At 56.9% G+C, this 17,059-nt stretch carries 19 protein-coding genes, 1 tRNA gene and 1 pseudogene; 4 read left to right on the top strand and 17 right to left on the bottom strand.

The window, feature by feature from the left end:
* Positions 1-108: 108 nt before the first annotated feature.
* Positions 109-1,653: an ABC transporter substrate-binding protein gene (locus tag PspS34_RS09695; RefSeq protein WP_159389617.1), complete on the bottom strand. Its 1,545-nt coding sequence runs from the start codon at positions 1,651-1,653 to the stop codon at positions 109-111.
* Positions 1,654-1,876: 223 nt separating this feature from the next.
* Positions 1,877-2,704 (bottom strand): helix-turn-helix transcriptional regulator, encoded by an 828-nt coding sequence (locus PspS34_RS09690; protein ID WP_159389616.1) that lies wholly within the window; start codon positions 2,702-2,704, stop codon positions 1,877-1,879.
* A gap of 646 nt (positions 2,705-3,350) precedes the next feature.
* On the opposite strand from PspS34_RS09690, the pseudogene PspS34_RS28500 reads away from it, so the two are divergent.
* A pseudogene (locus PspS34_RS28500) lies at positions 3,351-3,551 on the top strand (histidinol phosphatase); the annotation flags it as partial.
* A 130-nt stretch (positions 3,552-3,681) separates the two neighbouring features.
* Here PspS34_RS28500 and PspS34_RS09685 read toward each other — a convergent pair.
* The 9 genes from PspS34_RS09685 to thrS form a co-directional block, all read right to left on the bottom strand.
* Positions 3,682-3,758: transfer RNA gene (locus PspS34_RS09685), tRNA-Pro, on the bottom strand.
* Positions 3,759-3,847: 89 nt separating this feature from the next.
* A complete protein-coding gene (locus PspS34_RS09680; protein ID WP_003179985.1) occupies positions 3,848-4,204 on the bottom strand; it encodes a MerR family transcriptional regulator in 357 nt (118 codons plus the stop codon).
* Positions 4,185-4,487: an integration host factor subunit alpha gene (ihfA, locus tag PspS34_RS09675; RefSeq protein ID WP_002553164.1), complete on the bottom strand. Its 303-nt coding sequence runs from the start codon at positions 4,485-4,487 to the stop codon at positions 4,185-4,187. Before ihfA ends, PspS34_RS09680 begins: the two co-directional genes overlap by 20 nt.
* Positions 4,488-4,490: 3 nt before the next feature.
* Positions 4,491-6,869 carry a phenylalanine--tRNA ligase subunit beta gene (gene pheT / locus PspS34_RS09670; RefSeq protein WP_057715538.1) on the bottom strand — a complete coding sequence of 793 codons (2,379 nt, stop codon included), beginning with the start codon at positions 6,867-6,869 and terminating at the stop codon, positions 4,491-4,493.
* Positions 6,870-6,895: 26 nt separating this feature from the next.
* Entirely contained in the window at positions 6,896-7,912 is a 1,017-nt protein-coding gene (pheS, locus tag PspS34_RS09665) for a phenylalanine--tRNA ligase subunit alpha (protein WP_007975711.1), read from the bottom strand.
* Between the two features lie 109 nt (positions 7,913-8,021).
* Positions 8,022-8,378 carry a 50S ribosomal protein L20 gene (gene rplT, locus PspS34_RS09660; protein WP_007905879.1) on the bottom strand — a complete coding sequence of 119 codons (357 nt, stop codon included), beginning with the start codon at positions 8,376-8,378 and terminating at the stop codon, positions 8,022-8,024.
* Between the two features lie 28 nt (positions 8,379-8,406).
* Positions 8,407-8,601, bottom strand: a complete 195-nt coding sequence (gene rpmI / locus PspS34_RS09655) for a 50S ribosomal protein L35 (protein ID WP_002553160.1) — start codon at positions 8,599-8,601, stop codon at positions 8,407-8,409.
* Positions 8,602-8,661: 60 nt separating this feature from the next.
* On the bottom strand, positions 8,662-9,213 hold the full coding sequence (infC, locus tag PspS34_RS09650) for a translation initiation factor IF-3 (protein ID WP_172435703.1): 552 nt from the start codon (positions 9,211-9,213) through the stop codon (positions 8,662-8,664).
* Positions 9,213-11,135, bottom strand: a complete 1,923-nt coding sequence (gene thrS, locus PspS34_RS09645; protein WP_154860591.1) for a threonine--tRNA ligase — start codon at positions 11,133-11,135, stop codon at positions 9,213-9,215. The genes infC and thrS overlap by 1 nt, the downstream gene beginning before the upstream one ends.
* 375 nt (positions 11,136-11,510) lie before the next feature.
* Between thrS and PspS34_RS09640 the strand changes: the two genes are divergently transcribed.
* Both PspS34_RS09640 and PspS34_RS09635 read left to right on the top strand, forming a co-directional pair.
* Positions 11,511-11,813 (top strand): hypothetical protein, encoded by a 303-nt coding sequence (locus tag PspS34_RS09640; protein WP_057715540.1) that lies wholly within the window; start codon positions 11,511-11,513, stop codon positions 11,811-11,813.
* Positions 11,814-12,105: 292 nt separating this feature from the next.
* Positions 12,106-12,318 carry a cold-shock protein gene (locus PspS34_RS09635; RefSeq protein WP_003179963.1) on the top strand — a complete coding sequence of 71 codons (213 nt, stop codon included), beginning with the start codon at positions 12,106-12,108 and terminating at the stop codon, positions 12,316-12,318.
* Between the two features lie 70 nt (positions 12,319-12,388).
* Here PspS34_RS09635 and PspS34_RS09630 read toward each other — a convergent pair whose 3' ends face one another.
* The gene (locus PspS34_RS09630; RefSeq protein ID WP_008047240.1) at positions 12,389-12,709 is read right to left on the bottom strand and encodes an I78 family peptidase inhibitor; all 321 of its coding nucleotides are present in this window, start codon (positions 12,707-12,709) and stop codon (positions 12,389-12,391) included.
* A 165-nt stretch (positions 12,710-12,874) separates the two neighbouring features.
* Positions 12,875-13,180 carry a hypothetical protein gene (locus PspS34_RS09625; protein WP_007975706.1) on the bottom strand — a complete coding sequence of 102 codons (306 nt, stop codon included), beginning with the start codon at positions 13,178-13,180 and terminating at the stop codon, positions 12,875-12,877.
* A 132-nt stretch (positions 13,181-13,312) separates the two neighbouring features.
* On the opposite strand from PspS34_RS09625, the gene PspS34_RS09620 reads away from it, so the two are divergent.
* Positions 13,313-13,525, top strand: a complete 213-nt coding sequence (locus PspS34_RS09620; protein ID WP_057715541.1) for a hypothetical protein — start codon at positions 13,313-13,315, stop codon at positions 13,523-13,525.
* Positions 13,526-13,558: 33 nt separating this feature from the next.
* On the opposite strand, the gene PspS34_RS09615 is transcribed toward PspS34_RS09620, so the two are convergent.
* From PspS34_RS09615 to PspS34_RS09600, 4 genes are all read right to left on the bottom strand, one after another.
* Positions 13,559-14,566, bottom strand: coding sequence for a nucleoside hydrolase (locus PspS34_RS09615; RefSeq protein WP_154860592.1), 1,008 nt, complete (start codon positions 14,564-14,566; stop codon positions 13,559-13,561).
* A 63-nt stretch (positions 14,567-14,629) separates the two neighbouring features.
* Positions 14,630-15,034 (bottom strand): D-ribose pyranase, encoded by a 405-nt coding sequence (gene rbsD, locus PspS34_RS09610; protein ID WP_150812528.1) that lies wholly within the window; start codon positions 15,032-15,034, stop codon positions 14,630-14,632.
* Positions 15,031-15,948, bottom strand: a complete 918-nt coding sequence (rbsK, locus tag PspS34_RS09605; protein WP_154860593.1) for a ribokinase — start codon at positions 15,946-15,948, stop codon at positions 15,031-15,033. Before rbsK ends, rbsD begins: the two co-directional genes overlap by 4 nt.
* A 91-nt stretch (positions 15,949-16,039) precedes the next feature.
* The gene (locus tag PspS34_RS09600) at positions 16,040-17,059 is read right to left on the bottom strand and encodes a LacI family DNA-binding transcriptional regulator (RefSeq protein WP_154860594.1); all 1,020 of its coding nucleotides are present in this window, start codon (positions 17,057-17,059) and stop codon (positions 16,040-16,042) included.

The raw sequence follows: 17,059 nt of genomic DNA, 5'->3' as shown, positions 1-17,059 counted from the left end.
GATTAACCCTTGAGGGAATGACCAGGCAGATTAACTAACTGCCCGGCTATCGATATATATGGCAAATCAGGTGTTACACGTACAACTTCATCAAGGACGACTCAGTATTCAGCGATTCAAGTTGTAATAGAGAATCGCCTCATAAGCAGGATTCAGGCTCCTTTCCATACCCTTGATGTCTTTGCGGGAGACACGTATCTGCTGCACGTCGGCGTACCAGATCGCAGGAGCGTCCTTGGCCAGTAGCTGCTGGGCCTGCACGTACTTTTCAGTGGATTGGGCCCGATCACTGCCTTCTAGCGCCGCCGCCTCTTCAATCAACTGATCAAAGCTTGGGTTGCTGTAGTGAGACAGATTGAATAGCGTGGTTTTCTCTGTATGGAACTCACTGAAAAGCCAATCGCTGGGTGTCGGATACGTCGGCCACCAAGCCATAGATTGCAGGTTGGGAGCGGTGTCCAGCTTCTTTGCCTTATCCCAGATCACACCCCACTCGCCGGGGCGTAACTCCACCTCTACGCCAACCTGAGACGCCGTCGCCTGGAATAGTTCAGCAGCGTTTGCATAGATGCCACTGATGTACTGCATCGAGACCTTCCAGTCCTGCTTAGGTACACCGGAGGCTTCCAACAATTGTCGGGCTTTATCCAGATCGTAAGTAGCCATAGGCACGCTGGCATGCCCCCAGATACTGGTGGGTAAAGGCCCCTTGGGAACACTGCCGTAGCCATGCAAAATATCTTTGGTGACACTTTCATAGTCCCAGAGATACTGCAGCGCCTGACGAAATGCCAGGTTGTTCGTAGGGTACTTCTGGGTATTGATCAAAAATTGAAAGTTCTTCCACGAAGGCGCGGTGCTCACCTTGATGGAGGGGTTCTCTCCCAACACCTTGAGCTGATCAAGAGGGATATCCCAAGCGACACCGGCCTCGCCATTTTTGATCATCTGGGTACGAGTGGCGGCTTCGGACACGACCTTCACGATGACCCGATCAAATTGCCCTTCTTTCCAACCTCCCCAGTAGCCATCGAATCGCTCAAGCACCACTTGCTGGCCCTGTTCGACCTGCCCAAGTTTGTAGGGACCGGTACCGATGGCGTTGGGAGCCATCATCCAGTCATGCCCTTTCTCCACCGCCGCCGGGGCAATGATGTAAGCGGCATACTGACCTGCCGCGATCAGATTGGCCGGAGTGGGACTCTTAAACTTGAGCACTACCGTATCGTCAGCGAGGGCCTCGACGGCATCCAGACCTTTCCATACAAATGCAGCGCCTTGTTTCAGCTCCTTGACGTAATCAATGGACTTTTTGACCGCTGCGGCATTAAAGGCCGAACCGTCATGAAATTTAACGCCGTGCCGCAGCTTGAAGGTCCAGGTCTTGCCGTTGTCGCTGCTTTCCCAGGACGTGGCAAGCCCGGGGGAAAACTCCTCAGCACTGCCTGGCGCGTTATATACAACTAGTGTCTCGTAGATATTGCCCAGTACCCGCACTTCCTCCGAAAAGGCTGAGGCTGGATCCCAATCCTTGAAAGAGGCTCGATCAGCGACAACCAAGGTATTGTTTGCCGCATACACCAAACCACTGGTCAATGGCGCAGTAATGGACAGCGCCATCAACCCCGCCATCAATGTTCTTTTGAATTTCATAGGTGTTCCTCTTATTTTTATGGCGGGCGCAGCGGATCACTTGTAGAAACAGGCACTCATTCAACTGGAATGAATGATGTGATTGGCCGTTAACGAAACTGACATTTGAGTGGTGTATGGCATTATCGATCTGCCGCACGGCCAGCTCAATTTCGCGAGCACGAAGAAAAAAACGCCAGGTGACGCCCCAAAGCGTCACCTAGCGTCAATTTTAAAAAAAAGACTAAAACAGCGGAGGGACGAGGTTGAACTCACCTTCTGATGGATGTACCAGCAGCCGCGACCTCACCTCGTCGGGAATCTCAGGGGCATCAATCGGAAAACAGCTGCAACTGGTGAGAGCGTTACGCAGGTCGATCGACTCGCCTAGGTGCTCAAATACAATATGGGCACCAAAAGGACGGCGGAAATTGTCACCCGAAACGCCGAGTACCAAGCCGTTGAGAAAACGGAAACGACTGCGGTAGGAGGGATAAAGCGCTGACCAGATATAGCCCCGGGACGAGAGGTACTCGCGCTCGACGATGTAAATCAGATCCGATGAGGCAAAGCAGAACCCACGATATTTATTGATGCCGAAACTGTTCAGCTGGTCATCGCCCAGCCTCATCCGCTCGTAGGTTTTACTCAGGATCTTTTCGCCGGAGCGGGTCAAGCGGGTAATCGACTTGATCACCTCCCCCGGCGCGGCAGGCGACATCAAATAGACAAAGTAGTAACCCTGGTACTTCGACAACGCCTGCGCGGAGCTCGGGAAAAAATCGGCTGGTACCGCACTGTCCGGCTCTCGCGCCGTGCGTTGCCTGTTGAGCAGAGCGCGGAAGGATTCATGCTCGGAGAATATTTCCTCCTCATCCACCCCAAAAAAAGTGCAGATCTTGCGCAGGGTAAAGGACGAGGGAGTCGCTTGCGCCCCCAAGTATTTGTTGAACTGCTGGCGGTTGATATCAAGGGAGCGGCACACCTTCGCCACCGACTTATAATATCCGCAGAGAAGGCGCAAGTTCTGACTGAAGTCTTGCATCGACTGGGATGAACTGGAACTGACCATAAAGAGTATTCCTAACGCCAGAATTGACAACATGCTGAACTAATCGTCGCTTGGGGTCACGGCTTCAAAAGCTCAGTGCAAGACAGTGCCTGAAAGTGGCGCTGAAGCTCGGCATCGCCAACCCGTGATCGACGCGAGCATTGAGCCCGACCATAGCGACTAGGTGAGGAAATATTCAACAAATACACAAGCTTATCCAGCGATTCCTGACGCCTCGATAGAATTACCATCGGCTGCATATTTGTAATTCGCGCCTATTGCTACCCAAGATGTCACCGCTGTGGTCTTCATTAGCACCACCGGTGCGGGCGAGGTGGGGCCGGCACGTTGCGCCAGTCACCTGGATTGGTGCGGCAGCAGCCGCGCATCATTGGCTACGCATACGACGCGATCGAGCCAATGCCAGGATGCGGCAGCCGATGCGTGGATCGCTGGCACGCGCTCATGTGTTGGCGTCGGTCAGCACGCTGCTCCCAAGCCTTTAGAGGTCCAGAGATCCAGAGATCCAGCGATTAAGGAACTGTCGGAAAAATTAGCCTTTGATCGCAAAGCGCTGAGCCAAACGGGGTATGGGCCAAAGTATGGGCTGGTTTTTTTCAGAAACGAAGAAACGAAAAAGCCCTGAATAATCAGCGCCCTAACATATATGTGTGGCGGTGAACTGCGGCATGTACGCATCACGCGAGCCTTGGCCCAGCGCCCACAGATTTTGTGGCTGGACGAACCGAGCAATCACCTGGACATCCAGAGTCGGCTCGCTACCTTAAACGTTGTATAGGCTCTACCTGTGACGATATTGGAAGCCCTGCATGAGCTGACAAGTGATCGCTTGGAAGTACTAGAACGGTGCCCTCGACAGGCGCCAGCTCATCCAAAAGAGTGAGGATTCCATACACAGCCAGTGGTTTTGTGTGGGTAAAAACGACCAAAAATAAAAAAGGGTCGCGAGATAAAATCTCGCAACCCCTTGAATTATATGGTCGGGACGGAGTGATTCGAACACTCGACCCCTAGCACCCCATGCTAGTGCGCTACCGGACTGCGCTACGCCCCGACTAGGCGTGAAACCCATTCCTCATCTCGAGGAACGCTCAAGAATATATCGCAAGCTTTTGAAAACTGGAAGTATTTAAAAGCGAGAATTTATTTCTTGAGTACCACCAGAACATCTTCGAGCTCGGCGATCATCTGGCGGATCATTTGCTTGTATTGGGTGGTGTCGTCTTTGGCCTCATCACCGGACAAACGCAGGCGCGCTCCGCCGATGGTGAACCCCTGATCGTAAAGGAGCGCACGGATCTGCCGGATCATCAGCACGTCCTGGCGCTGATAATACCGGCGGTTTCCGCGGCGTTTGACAGGGTTGAGTTGAGGAAACTCCTGCTCCCAGTAGCGCAGCACGTGTGGTTTTACCGCACACAGCTCGCTGACTTCACCAATGGTGAAGTAGCGTTTGCCCGGGATGACGGGGAGCTCGTCGTTATGACTTGGTTCCAGCATAAGCCTCAACTCGGGCCTTCAACTTCTGCCCTGGACGAAAGGTGACCACACGGCGAGCCGTGATCGGGATTTCTTCCCCCGTTTTCGGATTGCGGCCAGGCCGCTGGCGTTTGTCCCGAAGGTCGAAATTGCCGAAACCGGACAATTTGACTTGTTCGTTGTCTTCGAGAGCGTGCCTGATTTCTTCAAAAAACAGTTCGACCAATTCCTTGGCCTCCCGTTTGTTCAGGCCCAGCTCTTCATACAGACGTTCCGCCATCTCAGCTTTCGTCAGAGCCCCCATACGTCACTTCCTTAACGTGGCGTTCAACCTTTGTTCGAGCGAGGTGAGGATGTTTTGCGTTGCGGTATTCACCTCATCGTCATTAAGAGTGCGCGATGGATGCTGCCAGGTCAAGCCGACTGCGAGGCTTTTTCTATCAGGATCAATGCCTTTACCCTGATACACGTCAAATAGCCTGAGGTCTGTCAGCCATTCGCCTGCATTTTCACGGATTACGTCCAGTACAGCCGTGGCTGCAACGTCTTTGTGCGCAATCAGTGCAAGGTCACGACGCACTTCAGGAAAGCGCGATAACTCGTGGAATTTTGGCATTTTGCCCGACGCCACTTCCGCCAGAACCAGCTCGAAGACGAAGACCGGACGGTCGAGACCGAGGGTTTTCGACAATTCAGGGTGGATCGCGCCAATGAAGCCGACCAGACGACCGTCACGTTCGATGCGCGCGGTTTGACCCGGGTGCAGCGCTGGGTGTTTGCCCGGCACGAAAGTGAAGGAATCCAGAGCACCGGCAAAACCCAGCACCGCTTCCACGTCTGCCTTGACGTCGAAGAAGTCGACGGTATCGCGACCCTGCGCCCAGCCTTCCGGCAGGCGACTACCGCAAACAACACCCGCCAACATCGGCTCTTGCTTCAGACCTTCAAGCTGGCCAACGAAACGCAGGCCGCTTTCGAACAGACGCACGCGATCCTGCTGACGGTTCAGGTTGTGCTGAAGCGCCTTGACCAGACCCGGCCACAGCGACGAACGCATGGCAGCCATGTCATTGGAGATCGGATTGGCCAGCAGCAACGGCTCCACACCCGGATTAAACAGTTCGAACTGTTTCGGATCGATGAAGCTATAGGTAATTGCTTCCTGATATCCACGGGCAACCAGCAGGCGGCGCAGTTCAGGCAGGTCGCTACGGGCTTCTGCCTTGGCTTGCGGCGCCAGACGCGCTTGCGGATAACGAACCGGCAAACGGTTGTAGCCATACAGGCGTGCCAGTTCTTCGATCAGGTCCACTTCCAGGCTGATATCGAAGCGATGGCTTGGAACTTCTACACGCCACTGCCCTGCCCCGTCGGCAGTAATGGTCAGGCCCAAGGCGTTGAGCAGACGCTCCACCTCGGCCGAATCCATTTCCATACCCAGCATCTGGGTAATACGCTGGGCACGCAGGGTGATCGGAGCAATTTTCGGCAGGTGCTGTTCGCTGACGGTCTCGATGATCGGACCCGCTTCACCACCGGTGATTTCCAGCAGCAAACCAGTCGCGCGCTCCATGGCTTCGCGGGCCAGTTGCCAGTCCACGCCACGCTCATAGCGATGGGATGCATCGGTGTGCAGGCCATAGGAACGGGCCTTGCCTGCTACGGCGATCTGGTCGAAGAAGGCGCTTTCCAGGAACACATCACGTGTGGTCGCGGAAACACCGCTGTGCTCGCCACCCATGACGCCAGCAATTGCCAGTGCGCGGGAGTGGTCGGCAATCACCAGCGTATCGCTACGCAGGCTGACTTCCTGGCCGTCGAGCAGCACCAGCTTCTCGCCCTCTTCAGCCATGCGCACACGGATGCCACCGTTGATTTCGGCGAGATCGAAGGCGTGCAGCGGCTGACCCAGTTCCAGCATCACATAGTTGGTGATGTCGACGGCAGCGTCGATGCTGCGCACGTCGGCACGACGCAGACGCTCGACCATCCACAGCGGCGTTGCTTTGGACAGGTCGACGTTACGGATCACACGCCCCAGGTAACGCGGGCACGCGGCGGGCGCCAGCACTTCTACCGAGCGCACTTCGTCGTGGGCGGCAGGAACCGAAGCCACCACCGGACGGACCACCGCAGCGGCGTACAGGGCACCCACTTCACGGGCCAGACCGGCCAGGGACAGGCAGTCACCACGGTTCGGGGTCAGATCGACCTCGATGCTGGCGTCTTCCAGGTCCAGGTAAACGCGGAAATCCTCGCCCACCGGCGCATCGGCCGGCAGCTCCATCAGGCCGTCATTGCCTTCACCGACCTGCAGCTCGGTTTGCGAGCACAGCATGCCGTTGGACTCGACGCCACGCAGCTTGGCTTTCTTGATCTTGAAGTCGCCTGGCAGCTCGGCGCCGATCATGGCGAAAGGAATCTTCAAGCCCGGGCGCACGTTTGGCGCACCGCAAACAACCTGGAAGGTTTCCGAACCGTTGCTGACCTGGCACACGCGCAGTTTGTCGGCGTCCGGGTGCTGCTCGGTGCTCAGCACCTCGCCAACGACCACGCCACTGAAAACACCGGCGGCCGGCGTAACGCTATCGACCTCAAGACCGGCCATCGACAGACGAGCAACCAGCTCGTCGCGACTTACCTGCGGGCTAACCCAGCCACGCAGCCATTGTTCACTGAATTTCATCCTGCTCTCCTAAGAATTCGTTACGACTAGCGAAATTGCGCGAGGAACCGCAAGTCGTTGTCGAAGAACAGACGCAAGTCGTTCACGCCGTAACGCAGCATGGCCAGACGCTCTACGCCCATGCCGAAGGCAAAGCCCGAGAACTCTTCCGGGTCGATCCCGGACATGCGCAGCACGTTCGGGTGAACCATGCCGCAACCCATCACTTCCAGCCAGCCGGTCTGCTTGCAGACGCGGCAGCCTTTACCGCTGCACATCACGCATTCCATGTCGACTTCAGCGGATGGCTCGGTGAACGGGAAGTACGAAGGACGGAAACGCACCGCCAGTTCCTTTTCGAAGAACACCCGCAGGAACTCTTCGATGGTGCCTTTGAGGTCGGCGAAATTGATGTCGCGATCGATCAGCAGGCCTTCGACCTGGTGGAACATCGGCGAGTGGGTGATATCGGAGTCGCTGCGGTATACACGGCCTGGGCAGACGATGCGGATCGGCGGCTGTTTCGACTCCATGGTGCGGACCTGTACCGGCGAGGTATGGGTGCGCAACAACATGTTCGCATTGAAATAGAAGGTGTCATGCATCGACCGGGCCGGGTGGTGGCCGGGGATGTTGAGCGCTTCGAAGTTGTGATAGTCGTCTTCGACCTCAGGGCCTTCGGCGATGCCGTAGCCAATACGGGTGAAGAACTGTTCGACGCGTTCCAGAGTACGGGTAACCGGATGCAGACCACCGGAGGTCTGACCACGGCCAGGCAGGGTCACGTCAATGGACTCGGCGGAGAGTTTGGCAGCCAGATCGGCTTCTTCAAACAATGCCTTGCGCGCATTAAGGACCTCTGTGACACGCTCCTTGGCAACGTTGATCAGCGCACCGACCTGCGGACGCTCTTCTGCCGGCAAATTCCCCAGGGTCTTCATCACCTGAGTCAATTCACCCTTCTTGCCAAGGTAGTGAACCCGGATTTGCTCCAGGGCATTGATATCTTCAGCGCTTTGCACAGCCTCTAGAGCTTGAGAGACGAGCGCATCCAGGTTTTCCATGTACAGACTCCAGATACAAAATAGGGGAAGAGCTTGAAGGCTCTTCCCCTATTTATGACGTTTAACACCTGACCCCACAGATGCGAGGCCGGGTGACTGTCGGGGGTACTTAAGCCAAGGTGGCTTTAGCTTTCTCGACAATCGCAGCAAACGCCGCTTTTTCGTTCACTGCCAGATCAGCCAGAACCTTACGGTCGATCTCGATGGACGCTTTTTTCAGGCCGGCGATGAAACGGCTGTAGGACAGACCGTTGATACGAGCACCAGCGTTGATACGAGCGATCCACAGAGCGCGGAACTGACGTTTTTTCTGACGACGGTCACGGTAGGCGTATTGGCCTGCCTTGATTACCGCTTGCTTGGCAACACGGAATACGCGGGAGCGTGCGCCGTAGTAGCCTTTAGCAAGTTTCAGAATTTTTTTGTGACGCTTACGGGCAATGACGCCACGCTTTACACGAGCCATGAGTTACTTCCTCTATTCTTGACTAAAATTAACGAAGGCGCAGCATGCGCTCGACTTTTGCCACGTCAGACGGATGCAGCAAGCTGCTACCGCGCAGTTGACGCTTACGCTTGGTCGACATTTTGGTCAGGATGTGGCTCTTGAAAGCGTGCTTGTGCTTGATACCGTTAGCAGTTTTCAGAAACCGCTTAGCAGCACCACTTTTGGTCTTCATTTTTGGCATGTTCGGATACTCCGCATTCAGTTGATAAACATAATCAGAAGGCCTGCCGTGCCCTGTTGATTACTTCTTCTTTTTCGGGGCGATGACCATGATCAGCTGGCGTCCTTCCATCTTAGGATGCTGTTCGACCGAACCGTACTCGAGCAAGTCACCTTCAACTCGCTTGAGGAGTTCCATCCCCAGCTCCTGGTGGGCCATCTCACGGCCGCGGAATCGCAAGGATACCTTGGCCCTGTCCCCGTCACTCAGGAAACGTACCAGGTTGCGCAGTTTTACCTGGTAATCCCCTTCCTCCGTCCCTGGACGAAACTTGATTTCTTTAACCTGAATCTGCTTCTGGTTTTTCTTGGCCGCAGCAATCTGCTTCTTCTTTTCGAAGATCGATTTGCCGTAGTCCATCAGTTTGCAAACAGGTGGTACTGCATCGGCGGAAATCTCCACCAGATCCAGCTTGGCCTCTTCAGCCTTAAGAAGCGCGTCTTCAATTGACACAATCCCGAGCTGTTCACCTTCAGCCCCAATTAACCGAACCTCGCGTGCCGAGATATTCTCGTTGATCGGGGCTTTCGGTGCAGTTCGTTTATCTTGTCTCATTTCACGCTTAATAATAATTACTCCGAATCTTGGCGACCACGCCGGGAAACCGCTTGCGCGAGGAACTCAGCGAACTGGGCGACGGGCATCGAGCCCAGGTCAGCACCTTCACGAGTACGCACAGCGACAGTCTGCATCTCGACTTCCCGATCTCCGATAACCAAGAGATAAGGAACCTTGAGCAAAGTATGCTCGCGGATTTTAAAGCCGATTTTTTCATTTCTCAAGTCAGACTTGGCACGAAATCCGCTTTCGTTGAGGGTTTTTTCAACCTCGGCGGCGAAATCAGCCTGTTTGTCAGTGATATTCATCACCACTGCCTGGGTCGGAGCAAGCCACGCCGGGAATGCACCCTCGTAGTGCTCGATCAGGATTCCGACGAAACGCTCGAAGGACCCCAGGATCGCCCGGTGCAACATGACCGGGTGCTTGCGACTGTTGTCTTCGGAGACGAATTCGGCTCCCAGACGGACCGGCAGGTTAAAATCGAGCTGCAGGGTACCACACTGCCAGACGCGACCGAGACAATCTTTCAACGAGAATTCGATCTTCGGACCGTAGAACGCACCCTCGCCCGGTTGCAGATCGTACGGCAGGCCCGCACTATCAAGGGCTGCGGCCAGCGCAGCTTCGGCGCGATCCCAAAGCTCGTCGGACCCGACGCGTTTTTCCGGACGAGTGGACAGCTTCATCTCGACATCTTTAAAGCCGAAATCGGCGTAGACGTCCATGGTCAGCTTGATAAACGCGGCGGACTCGGCCTGCATCTGCTCTTCGGTGCAGAAGATGTGAGCGTCGTCCTGAGTGAACGCGCGCACGCGCATGATGCCGTGCAAGGCACCCGATGGCTCGTTACGGTGGCACGCGCCAAACTCGGCCAGGCGCATTGGCAGCTCGCGGTAGCTTTTCAGGCCCTGGTTGAACACCTGCACGTGGCAAGGGCAGTTCATTGGCTTGATCGCGTAGTCGCGGTTTTCCGACTGGGTGGTGAACATGTTGTCGGCGTAGTTGGCCCAGTGCCCGGATTTCTCCCACAGGCTGCGGTCAACGACTTGCGGCGTCTTGATTTCCAGGTAGCCATTGTCGCGCTGAACCTTGCGCATGTACTGCTCGAGCACCTGGTACAAAGTCCAGCCGTTCGGATGCCAGAACACCATGCCCGGCGACTCTTCCTGGGTGTGGAACAGGCCCAGGCGCTTGCCGATCTTGCGGTGGTCGCGCTTTTCGGCTTCTTCAATGCGCTGGATGTAAGCCGCCAGTTGCTTCTTGTCCGCCCATGCGGTGCCGTAGACGCGCTGCAATTGCTCGTTCTTGGCATCGCCGCGCCAGTAGGCACCGGACAGCTTGGTCAGCTTGAAGGATTTCAGGAAGCGGGTGTTCGGCACGTGCGGACCGCGGCACATGTCGACGTATTCTTCGTGATAGTACAGGCCCATGGCCTGCTCGTTCGGCATGTCTTCGACCAGGCGCAACTTGTAGTCTTCGCCACGGGCCTTGAACACTTCGATCACTTCGGCGCGCGGAGTGACTTTCTTGATCACGTCGTAATCTTTCTCGATCAGCCGCTGCATGCGCTGCTCGATGGCCGCCAGGTCGTCCGGAGTGAAAGGACGCTCGAAGGCGATGTCGTAATAGAAACCTTCATCGATGACCGGACCGATGACCATTTTGGCGGTCGGGTACAACTGCTTGACCGCGTGGCCAACCAGGTGGGCGCAAGAGTGGCGAATGATCTCCAGCCCCTCTTCATCCTTTGGCGTGATGATTTGCAGCGACGCGTCGCTGTCGATGATGTCGCTGGCGTCGACCAGCTTGCCATCGACCTTGCCGGCAACGGTGGCCTTGGCCAGGCCTGCACCGATGGATGCGGCGACCTCGGCTACGGAAACCGGGTGATCGAATGAACGTTGACTGCCGTCGGGAAGAGTAATAGTTGGCATGGCGCCTCCTCTCCTAGTGGTGACCCCTACCAAAGGTCACGTGGGTTGGGATGAGCCAGTACAAGATCCGGTCCAGGCCGTTCAATGACGAACGCCTGCCTTACAGCGGCAGGAGCCTTGCGGCCAACCGGGAAACCGAACCAGAGTGACTGGGATTCAAATCAGGGTTAATCGTGCATCTGCCGCCACCGGGACTGAAGGTCCATCGGAGCCTGCAAACGCCCGAGCCACGCATGCTAGCACAGATGAACGGTTGCCACCGTGCGCAGGTTTTGCAGCAAGGTAAATTGGCTGTTTTTATGCCAGAGTGCTGAACTTGAAGCGCACTCTCGCCCTCAGATAACAAGATATCTGACCCACAAGGAGTATCTCAGCATGCGTCTGAATCGTTTATTCGCCGTAGTCGCCCCCGTCATTCTCCTCCTGCCACTGGCCGCCCATGCAGAATGGCCAAAAGGCGAACGACAGAAATACATGGCTCAGTGCGTTCCTGCCGCTGCCGAGAAGATTGGTACGCCGGCAGCAAAATCCCACTGCGCCTGCGGTGCCGATGCCATCAAATCGTACCCTGCCGCCGACATTCAGGCCCTGATGAACAACACGGCCAGCGACACATTGAAGCAGCAGGCACTGAGCAAAATTGCAGCCTGCAAGGCCACCAAAACAGAGCAAAAATAAGCCCGCCCCCATGCTTTCAGCCCCTGAAACACTGTTAAAAAGCCGCTGAAACAGGACCTTTCGTACAATTTATTCAGGTTTTTCAGCTTTTTTTATCGCCTTAACTTTCGGCCGAAAGCCTTATAGAACGGGGCTTTCAGCCGCTAAAGGGTACAAAGAAAAAACGTCTGATTGGCAAACAGTGCGTCCGGGGGGCTCCCAAACCGAACATTTCGACTATGATACTCGGGTGTGCCCAGTTGGCCTGAGCAGCACAGTACTACTGAAAATATATGTTTCTTGGAGATACACCATGTCTAATCGCCAAACCGGCACCGTTAAATGGTTCAACGATGAAAAAGGCTTCGGCTTCATCACTCCTCAAGGTGGCGGTGACGACCTGTTCGTACACTTCAAAGCTATCGAAAGCGACGGTTTCAAAAGCCTGAAAGAAGGCCAGACTGTTTCCTTCGTGGCTGAGAAAGGCCAAAAGGGTATGCAAGCTGCTCAAGTTCGCCCAGAGTAATTTCCAGGCGCACTAAAAAAACCCCGTCCATGTGACGGGGTTTTTTATGGGTGAAACAAAAGCCAAACGATCAGCCGCAGTTGACGCGGGTCACTACCCGGCTGGCATCGGTGTTCAGGTTCAGGCGATCGGAACGGTACTCCAGCGTCACCATATCGGTTGGCAGCAGGAACCGTGCACTTTGCGCCCCGGCACGGGTACGCGCCTGCTCGAGCAGCTGCGGCGATGCCTGTTTGCCGATGGTGAACTCGGCAGCCTTTGCCTCACAGCGACTGTGACCCGTGTCAGTCGTCGCAACATCCGTTGTTGCCGACTCCGTAGAGGGAGTGCTGCAACCGGCCAGCGTGGCAACGGCCAACAAAGTACCCAATGACGCGAGCTTCCAAGGCATGAAGCCTCCTTATTCAATGATTAAGCTGAGATCGTGCGACAACCAGACTGGCGTTTGGTTTCACAGGGAACACTGGCACCCTGCCCATGATCCGGACGAGCCGCGATTCTGCCTGAGCGTCGCCCTGCCCTTAATCACTGAATCGTGACTGAATATGAACGACGCTCAATAAACGTCGATGTAGTCGTAAGGAGGATTGGGCCAGTTCTCTTTCAAGGCATTGAAGATTTGCATGACCCAGACTTCATCGCTGGCCGCAACCCGCCCGACATAACCGGAGCCCTTGGCCCAGGTTTCGAGCCGGAACAACAACCCGTCGATATCGGTACCGCCCACGACACCCGAGGAGATGTAGGCAATGCCTCCCTTGGTGACCCGCAACTGGGTGTGCTCATCGTCACTGGCGCCGGCCAGCAACTGACGCACCGCCTCGAGGGTCAGGCCATCCGGGGAGTTCAAATCGATCTGCACAGCGCGTTCCTTGAATATTCGTCAGAGACCAAGTGTCGCACAGCCCTCCTTTCATGCCTAAGTCGACGTGTCAAAAGCCCCGCAAAATGGTTAACTCGGTACTCAGACTTCCCCGACCTCCCGAGTGCCATCATGACCACCGTAAGCATCGACGCTGCCATCAAGGCCAAGTGGCAAGACGGCCACAGCTCCTACAGCCCAAGCAGCACGGAAGAGCTCGCCATTATCGGTATCGACCTTCTGGTCAGGGACCTTGGAACCGAAGCCGCCCAATCGTTCATCGAGCAGATTTTCGAGAAACATCTATCGGACCAAAAGACCGAAGCGGTTAGTACGAGGGAGTAAAACCCGCAGGCAAGCACCTGCGGGAGATAATGCTTACTTCAGGCGGGCCAGGCGCTCGGCCAGCAGATCGAAGAAGCCCTGGGCGTCGCCGCTTTCTACCCAGAAGGCGTTCTTTGGCGCTTTCAAGCCGTCATACCAGTCGACGATGGTTTGTCCAAAGGTCGGTCCTTCGCGGCTGTCGACCACCACGTTGACCGAACGACCGCTGAACAATTGCGGCTTGAGCAGATAAGCGACAACCGTGGCGTCATGCACCGGGCCGCCCGGAAGGCCGTAGTGTTCCATGTCGCCCTTGATGTACTCATTGAGAATACTGCCCACCAGACGACTGGCGTTGTTGTTCAGCGCGGCAATCTGGTTCAGGCGCGCTTCGCTGGTAAGGATCTTGTGGGTCACATCCAGCGGCAGGTAGGTCAGCTTCACGCCACTGTTGAGCACCACTTCGGCGGCTTGCGGATCGGCGAACAGGTTGAACTCGGCCACCGGCGTGATGTTGCCGCCGTTGAAGTGCGCACCGCCCATGACCACCACTTCCTTGATCCCCTGAACGATACCCGGCTCCTGGATCAACGCCAGGGCCAGGTTGGTCTGCGGGCCAAGCATGGCGATGGTAATGCTGTGGGGCTCGGCAGATTTCAAGGTATCGATCAGATAGGTGATGGCGCTGCCCTTGGCCAGCCCCTTCCTGGGCTCATGCACGTCAATGCCCGACACCCCTTCCTTGCCATGAATGTCCTCGGCGTAGATGGGTGTGCGCATCAGGGGTCTGGGCGCCCCCGCATAGACCGGCACCTCTTCGCGCCCCGCCCACTCCCGGGCCAGCCGCGCATTGCGTGAGGTCTTGTCCAGGCGAACGTTGCCGGCAACGGTGGTCAATGCCCGGACATTCAGTTCGTCCGGCGACGCCAGGGCGAACAACAGGGCAACGACGTCGTCAGCCCCCGGATCGGTGTCGATGATCAGGTCGATCTTTGGTGCCGCCTGGGCGTTGGTTGCGGTCGTCAGGGTCAAAAGCAGCAGGCTCCGGAGCAGTGGGTGCAGTTACTGAGCATAGCGATGCGGGCGCACGCCTTGTGCCAGGGACATCAAAACGCGGACAGCCAGTCAAAACGTAACCCCGGCGACCAGCACAATGTTGCAGTACGGCTGGCATTCGCCTGTACGAACAATCGCCCTGGCTTGTCGGCTCAGGACCTTGAATTGTTCATGGGTGAGCAACTCACGCCGACCCAACGCGCCTTCGCCATCCAGCGTTTCCAGCGTGACCAGGGCCGACGGCTTTTTATCGAAGATTTCCTGAGCCAGCACATGGCTTTCGACCTGCATCTCACTGAGCACGATCTTCAAGGTGCTGACAAAGTCCGGAATGCCATGGGTCAGGGCCAGGTCGATCAATTCAACGCCCGGAGGAACCGGCAGCCCCGCATCCCCGATGACGACCCTGTCGCCATGTCCCAATGAAGCAATCAGTCGCGACAGCGCAATGTTGAGCAGGGGTGTCTTTTTCATGGGGTTTTAAACGCCTGTACATCGCTCAAGGCGGGAATTGAAGGCTGCGCGCCGGCACGGGTGACCGACAGCGCCGCGGCCACCTGTCCGAAGCGGATCGCCTGCGCCTCATCGTTACCCGCCGCCAGTGCCGCAGCGAAACCGCCGACGAACGTATCGCCGGCCGCCGTGGTATCCACAGCCTTTACCGCGGGCGCGGGGAAATGTTCGAAGCGTTGGCCATCGGCAAACAGCGAACCTTGCGCACCGAGAGTGATGATCACCTTGCCGGCGCCCAGGGCAATCAGGCGGGTTGCCGCGGCTTGTGCGGTGTCCAGGGAGTCCACTGACAGTCCGCTCAGGGCCGACGCTTCGCTTTCGTTGGGAATCAGGTAATCGATGGACGCGTACCAGTCCGATGGCAGCGGACGGCTGGCCGGAGCCGGGTTGAGGATGACTGTCTTGCCCAGCTCGCGGCCGCGCTTGAGCGCATGGCCAACAGACGCATCGGGCACTTCCAGCTGACAGATGAGCACGTCCGCCGCACGTATCACCGAATCAAAACGGTCAATGGTTTCTGCGGTCAATGCACTGTTGGCACCGGGGACGATCACGATGGAGTTCTGACTGCTGTCGTCGACCACAATCAACGCCACGCCGCTGGAACCGTCAACGGTGCTCACCGCCCGGCAATCGATCTGCTCGGCCAACAGCGCCCCACGCAGTGCCTCACCATAAGCGTCATTGCCCACGCAGCCGACCATCGACACCTGGGCTCCCAGCCGCGCCGCAGCCACGGCCTGATTGGCGCCCTTGCCACCGGAGACGGTGGTAAACGATTGACCAATCAGCGTTTCACCGCCCTTGGGCAAGCGCGGGGCCCGGGTCACCAGGTCCATGTTCAAACTGCCAATTACCACTACTTTTGCTGACATACATTGCTACTCATCGATTCTGTTTCGGCGGCGCTTTTGATTCAGCGGCTTTCTGTTTTCAACGGATCTCTGCTTTCAACGGCTTTTTGTTTCAACGGAATTGGGCAAACACGCCGGCCAGCGGCGCCGTCGATTCACGCATGACGATACTCGGCGTCACGATCCGCTGATCGGTCGCCAGGCCCGGCGTTGCGATTCGGCGCAAAAGCACTTCGGCAGCCATTTCGCCGAGCTGCAGGATCGATTGCCCGACCGTGGTCAGCGACGGGTAGACATACCGACTCATCTGGATATCGTCGAAGCCGATCACCGACAACTCGCTCGGTACGCGAATATTGCGCTCGGCGGCGGCCCTTAGCACACCGATGCCGATCATGTCGTTGGCCGCAAAAACGGCGGTAGGCGGATTGTTTTCCAGCAGAATCGCGGCAGCGCTGTAACCACCGGTGCTGGTGAAATCGCTTTCCAGCATGCGCCCGGGAGAGACTTCGACGCCCGCCTCCTTCAAGGCCCTGCGATAACCCGCCAGACGCATCTGCGCCACACTGGTGCTTTGCGGCCCGCTGATCGTGGCGATATCCCGGTGCCCCAACTCCAACAGGTGCCGGGTCGCCAGATACGCGCCGTATTCATGGTCGATGCGCACCAGGTCTGCATCGACACCATCCAGTCCGCGGTCGACGATCACCATGGGCGTGCGGACGCCTTTCAGGCCTTGTGCCAGGCCACTGTCGCCGCCGGCCGAGGCGACGATCAGGCCGTCGATGCGTTTTTCCAGCAGCACACGCAGGTAGCTGCGCTGCTTGTCCGGATTGTCGTCGGAGTTGCACAGGATGACGCAGTAACCGTTTCGCTCGCAGTAATCCTCGATACCCCGGGCCAGCTCGGCGAAATACGGGTTGAGGCTGTTGGGGACCAACAGGCCGATGGTGGCCGTGGTCTTGGCCTTGAGTGAACGGGCCACGGCGCTGGGAACGTAGTCGAGGGTCTGGATCGCCGCCTCGACCTTGATCCGCACCTCTTCACTGACCGGGCGGGTCTTGTTCACCACATGGGAAACCGTGGTGTAGGAAATGCCGGCAAGGGCTGCTACATCTTTGATAGTCGCCAT

The sequence above is a fragment of the Pseudomonas sp. S34 genome, assembly GCF_009866745.1.
Lineage (GTDB): Bacteria > Pseudomonadota > Gammaproteobacteria > Pseudomonadales > Pseudomonadaceae > Aquipseudomonas > Aquipseudomonas jessenii.
The sequence above is the reverse complement of the archived record's forward strand: the minus strand, read 5'-3'. Positions and strand labels throughout refer to the sequence as shown.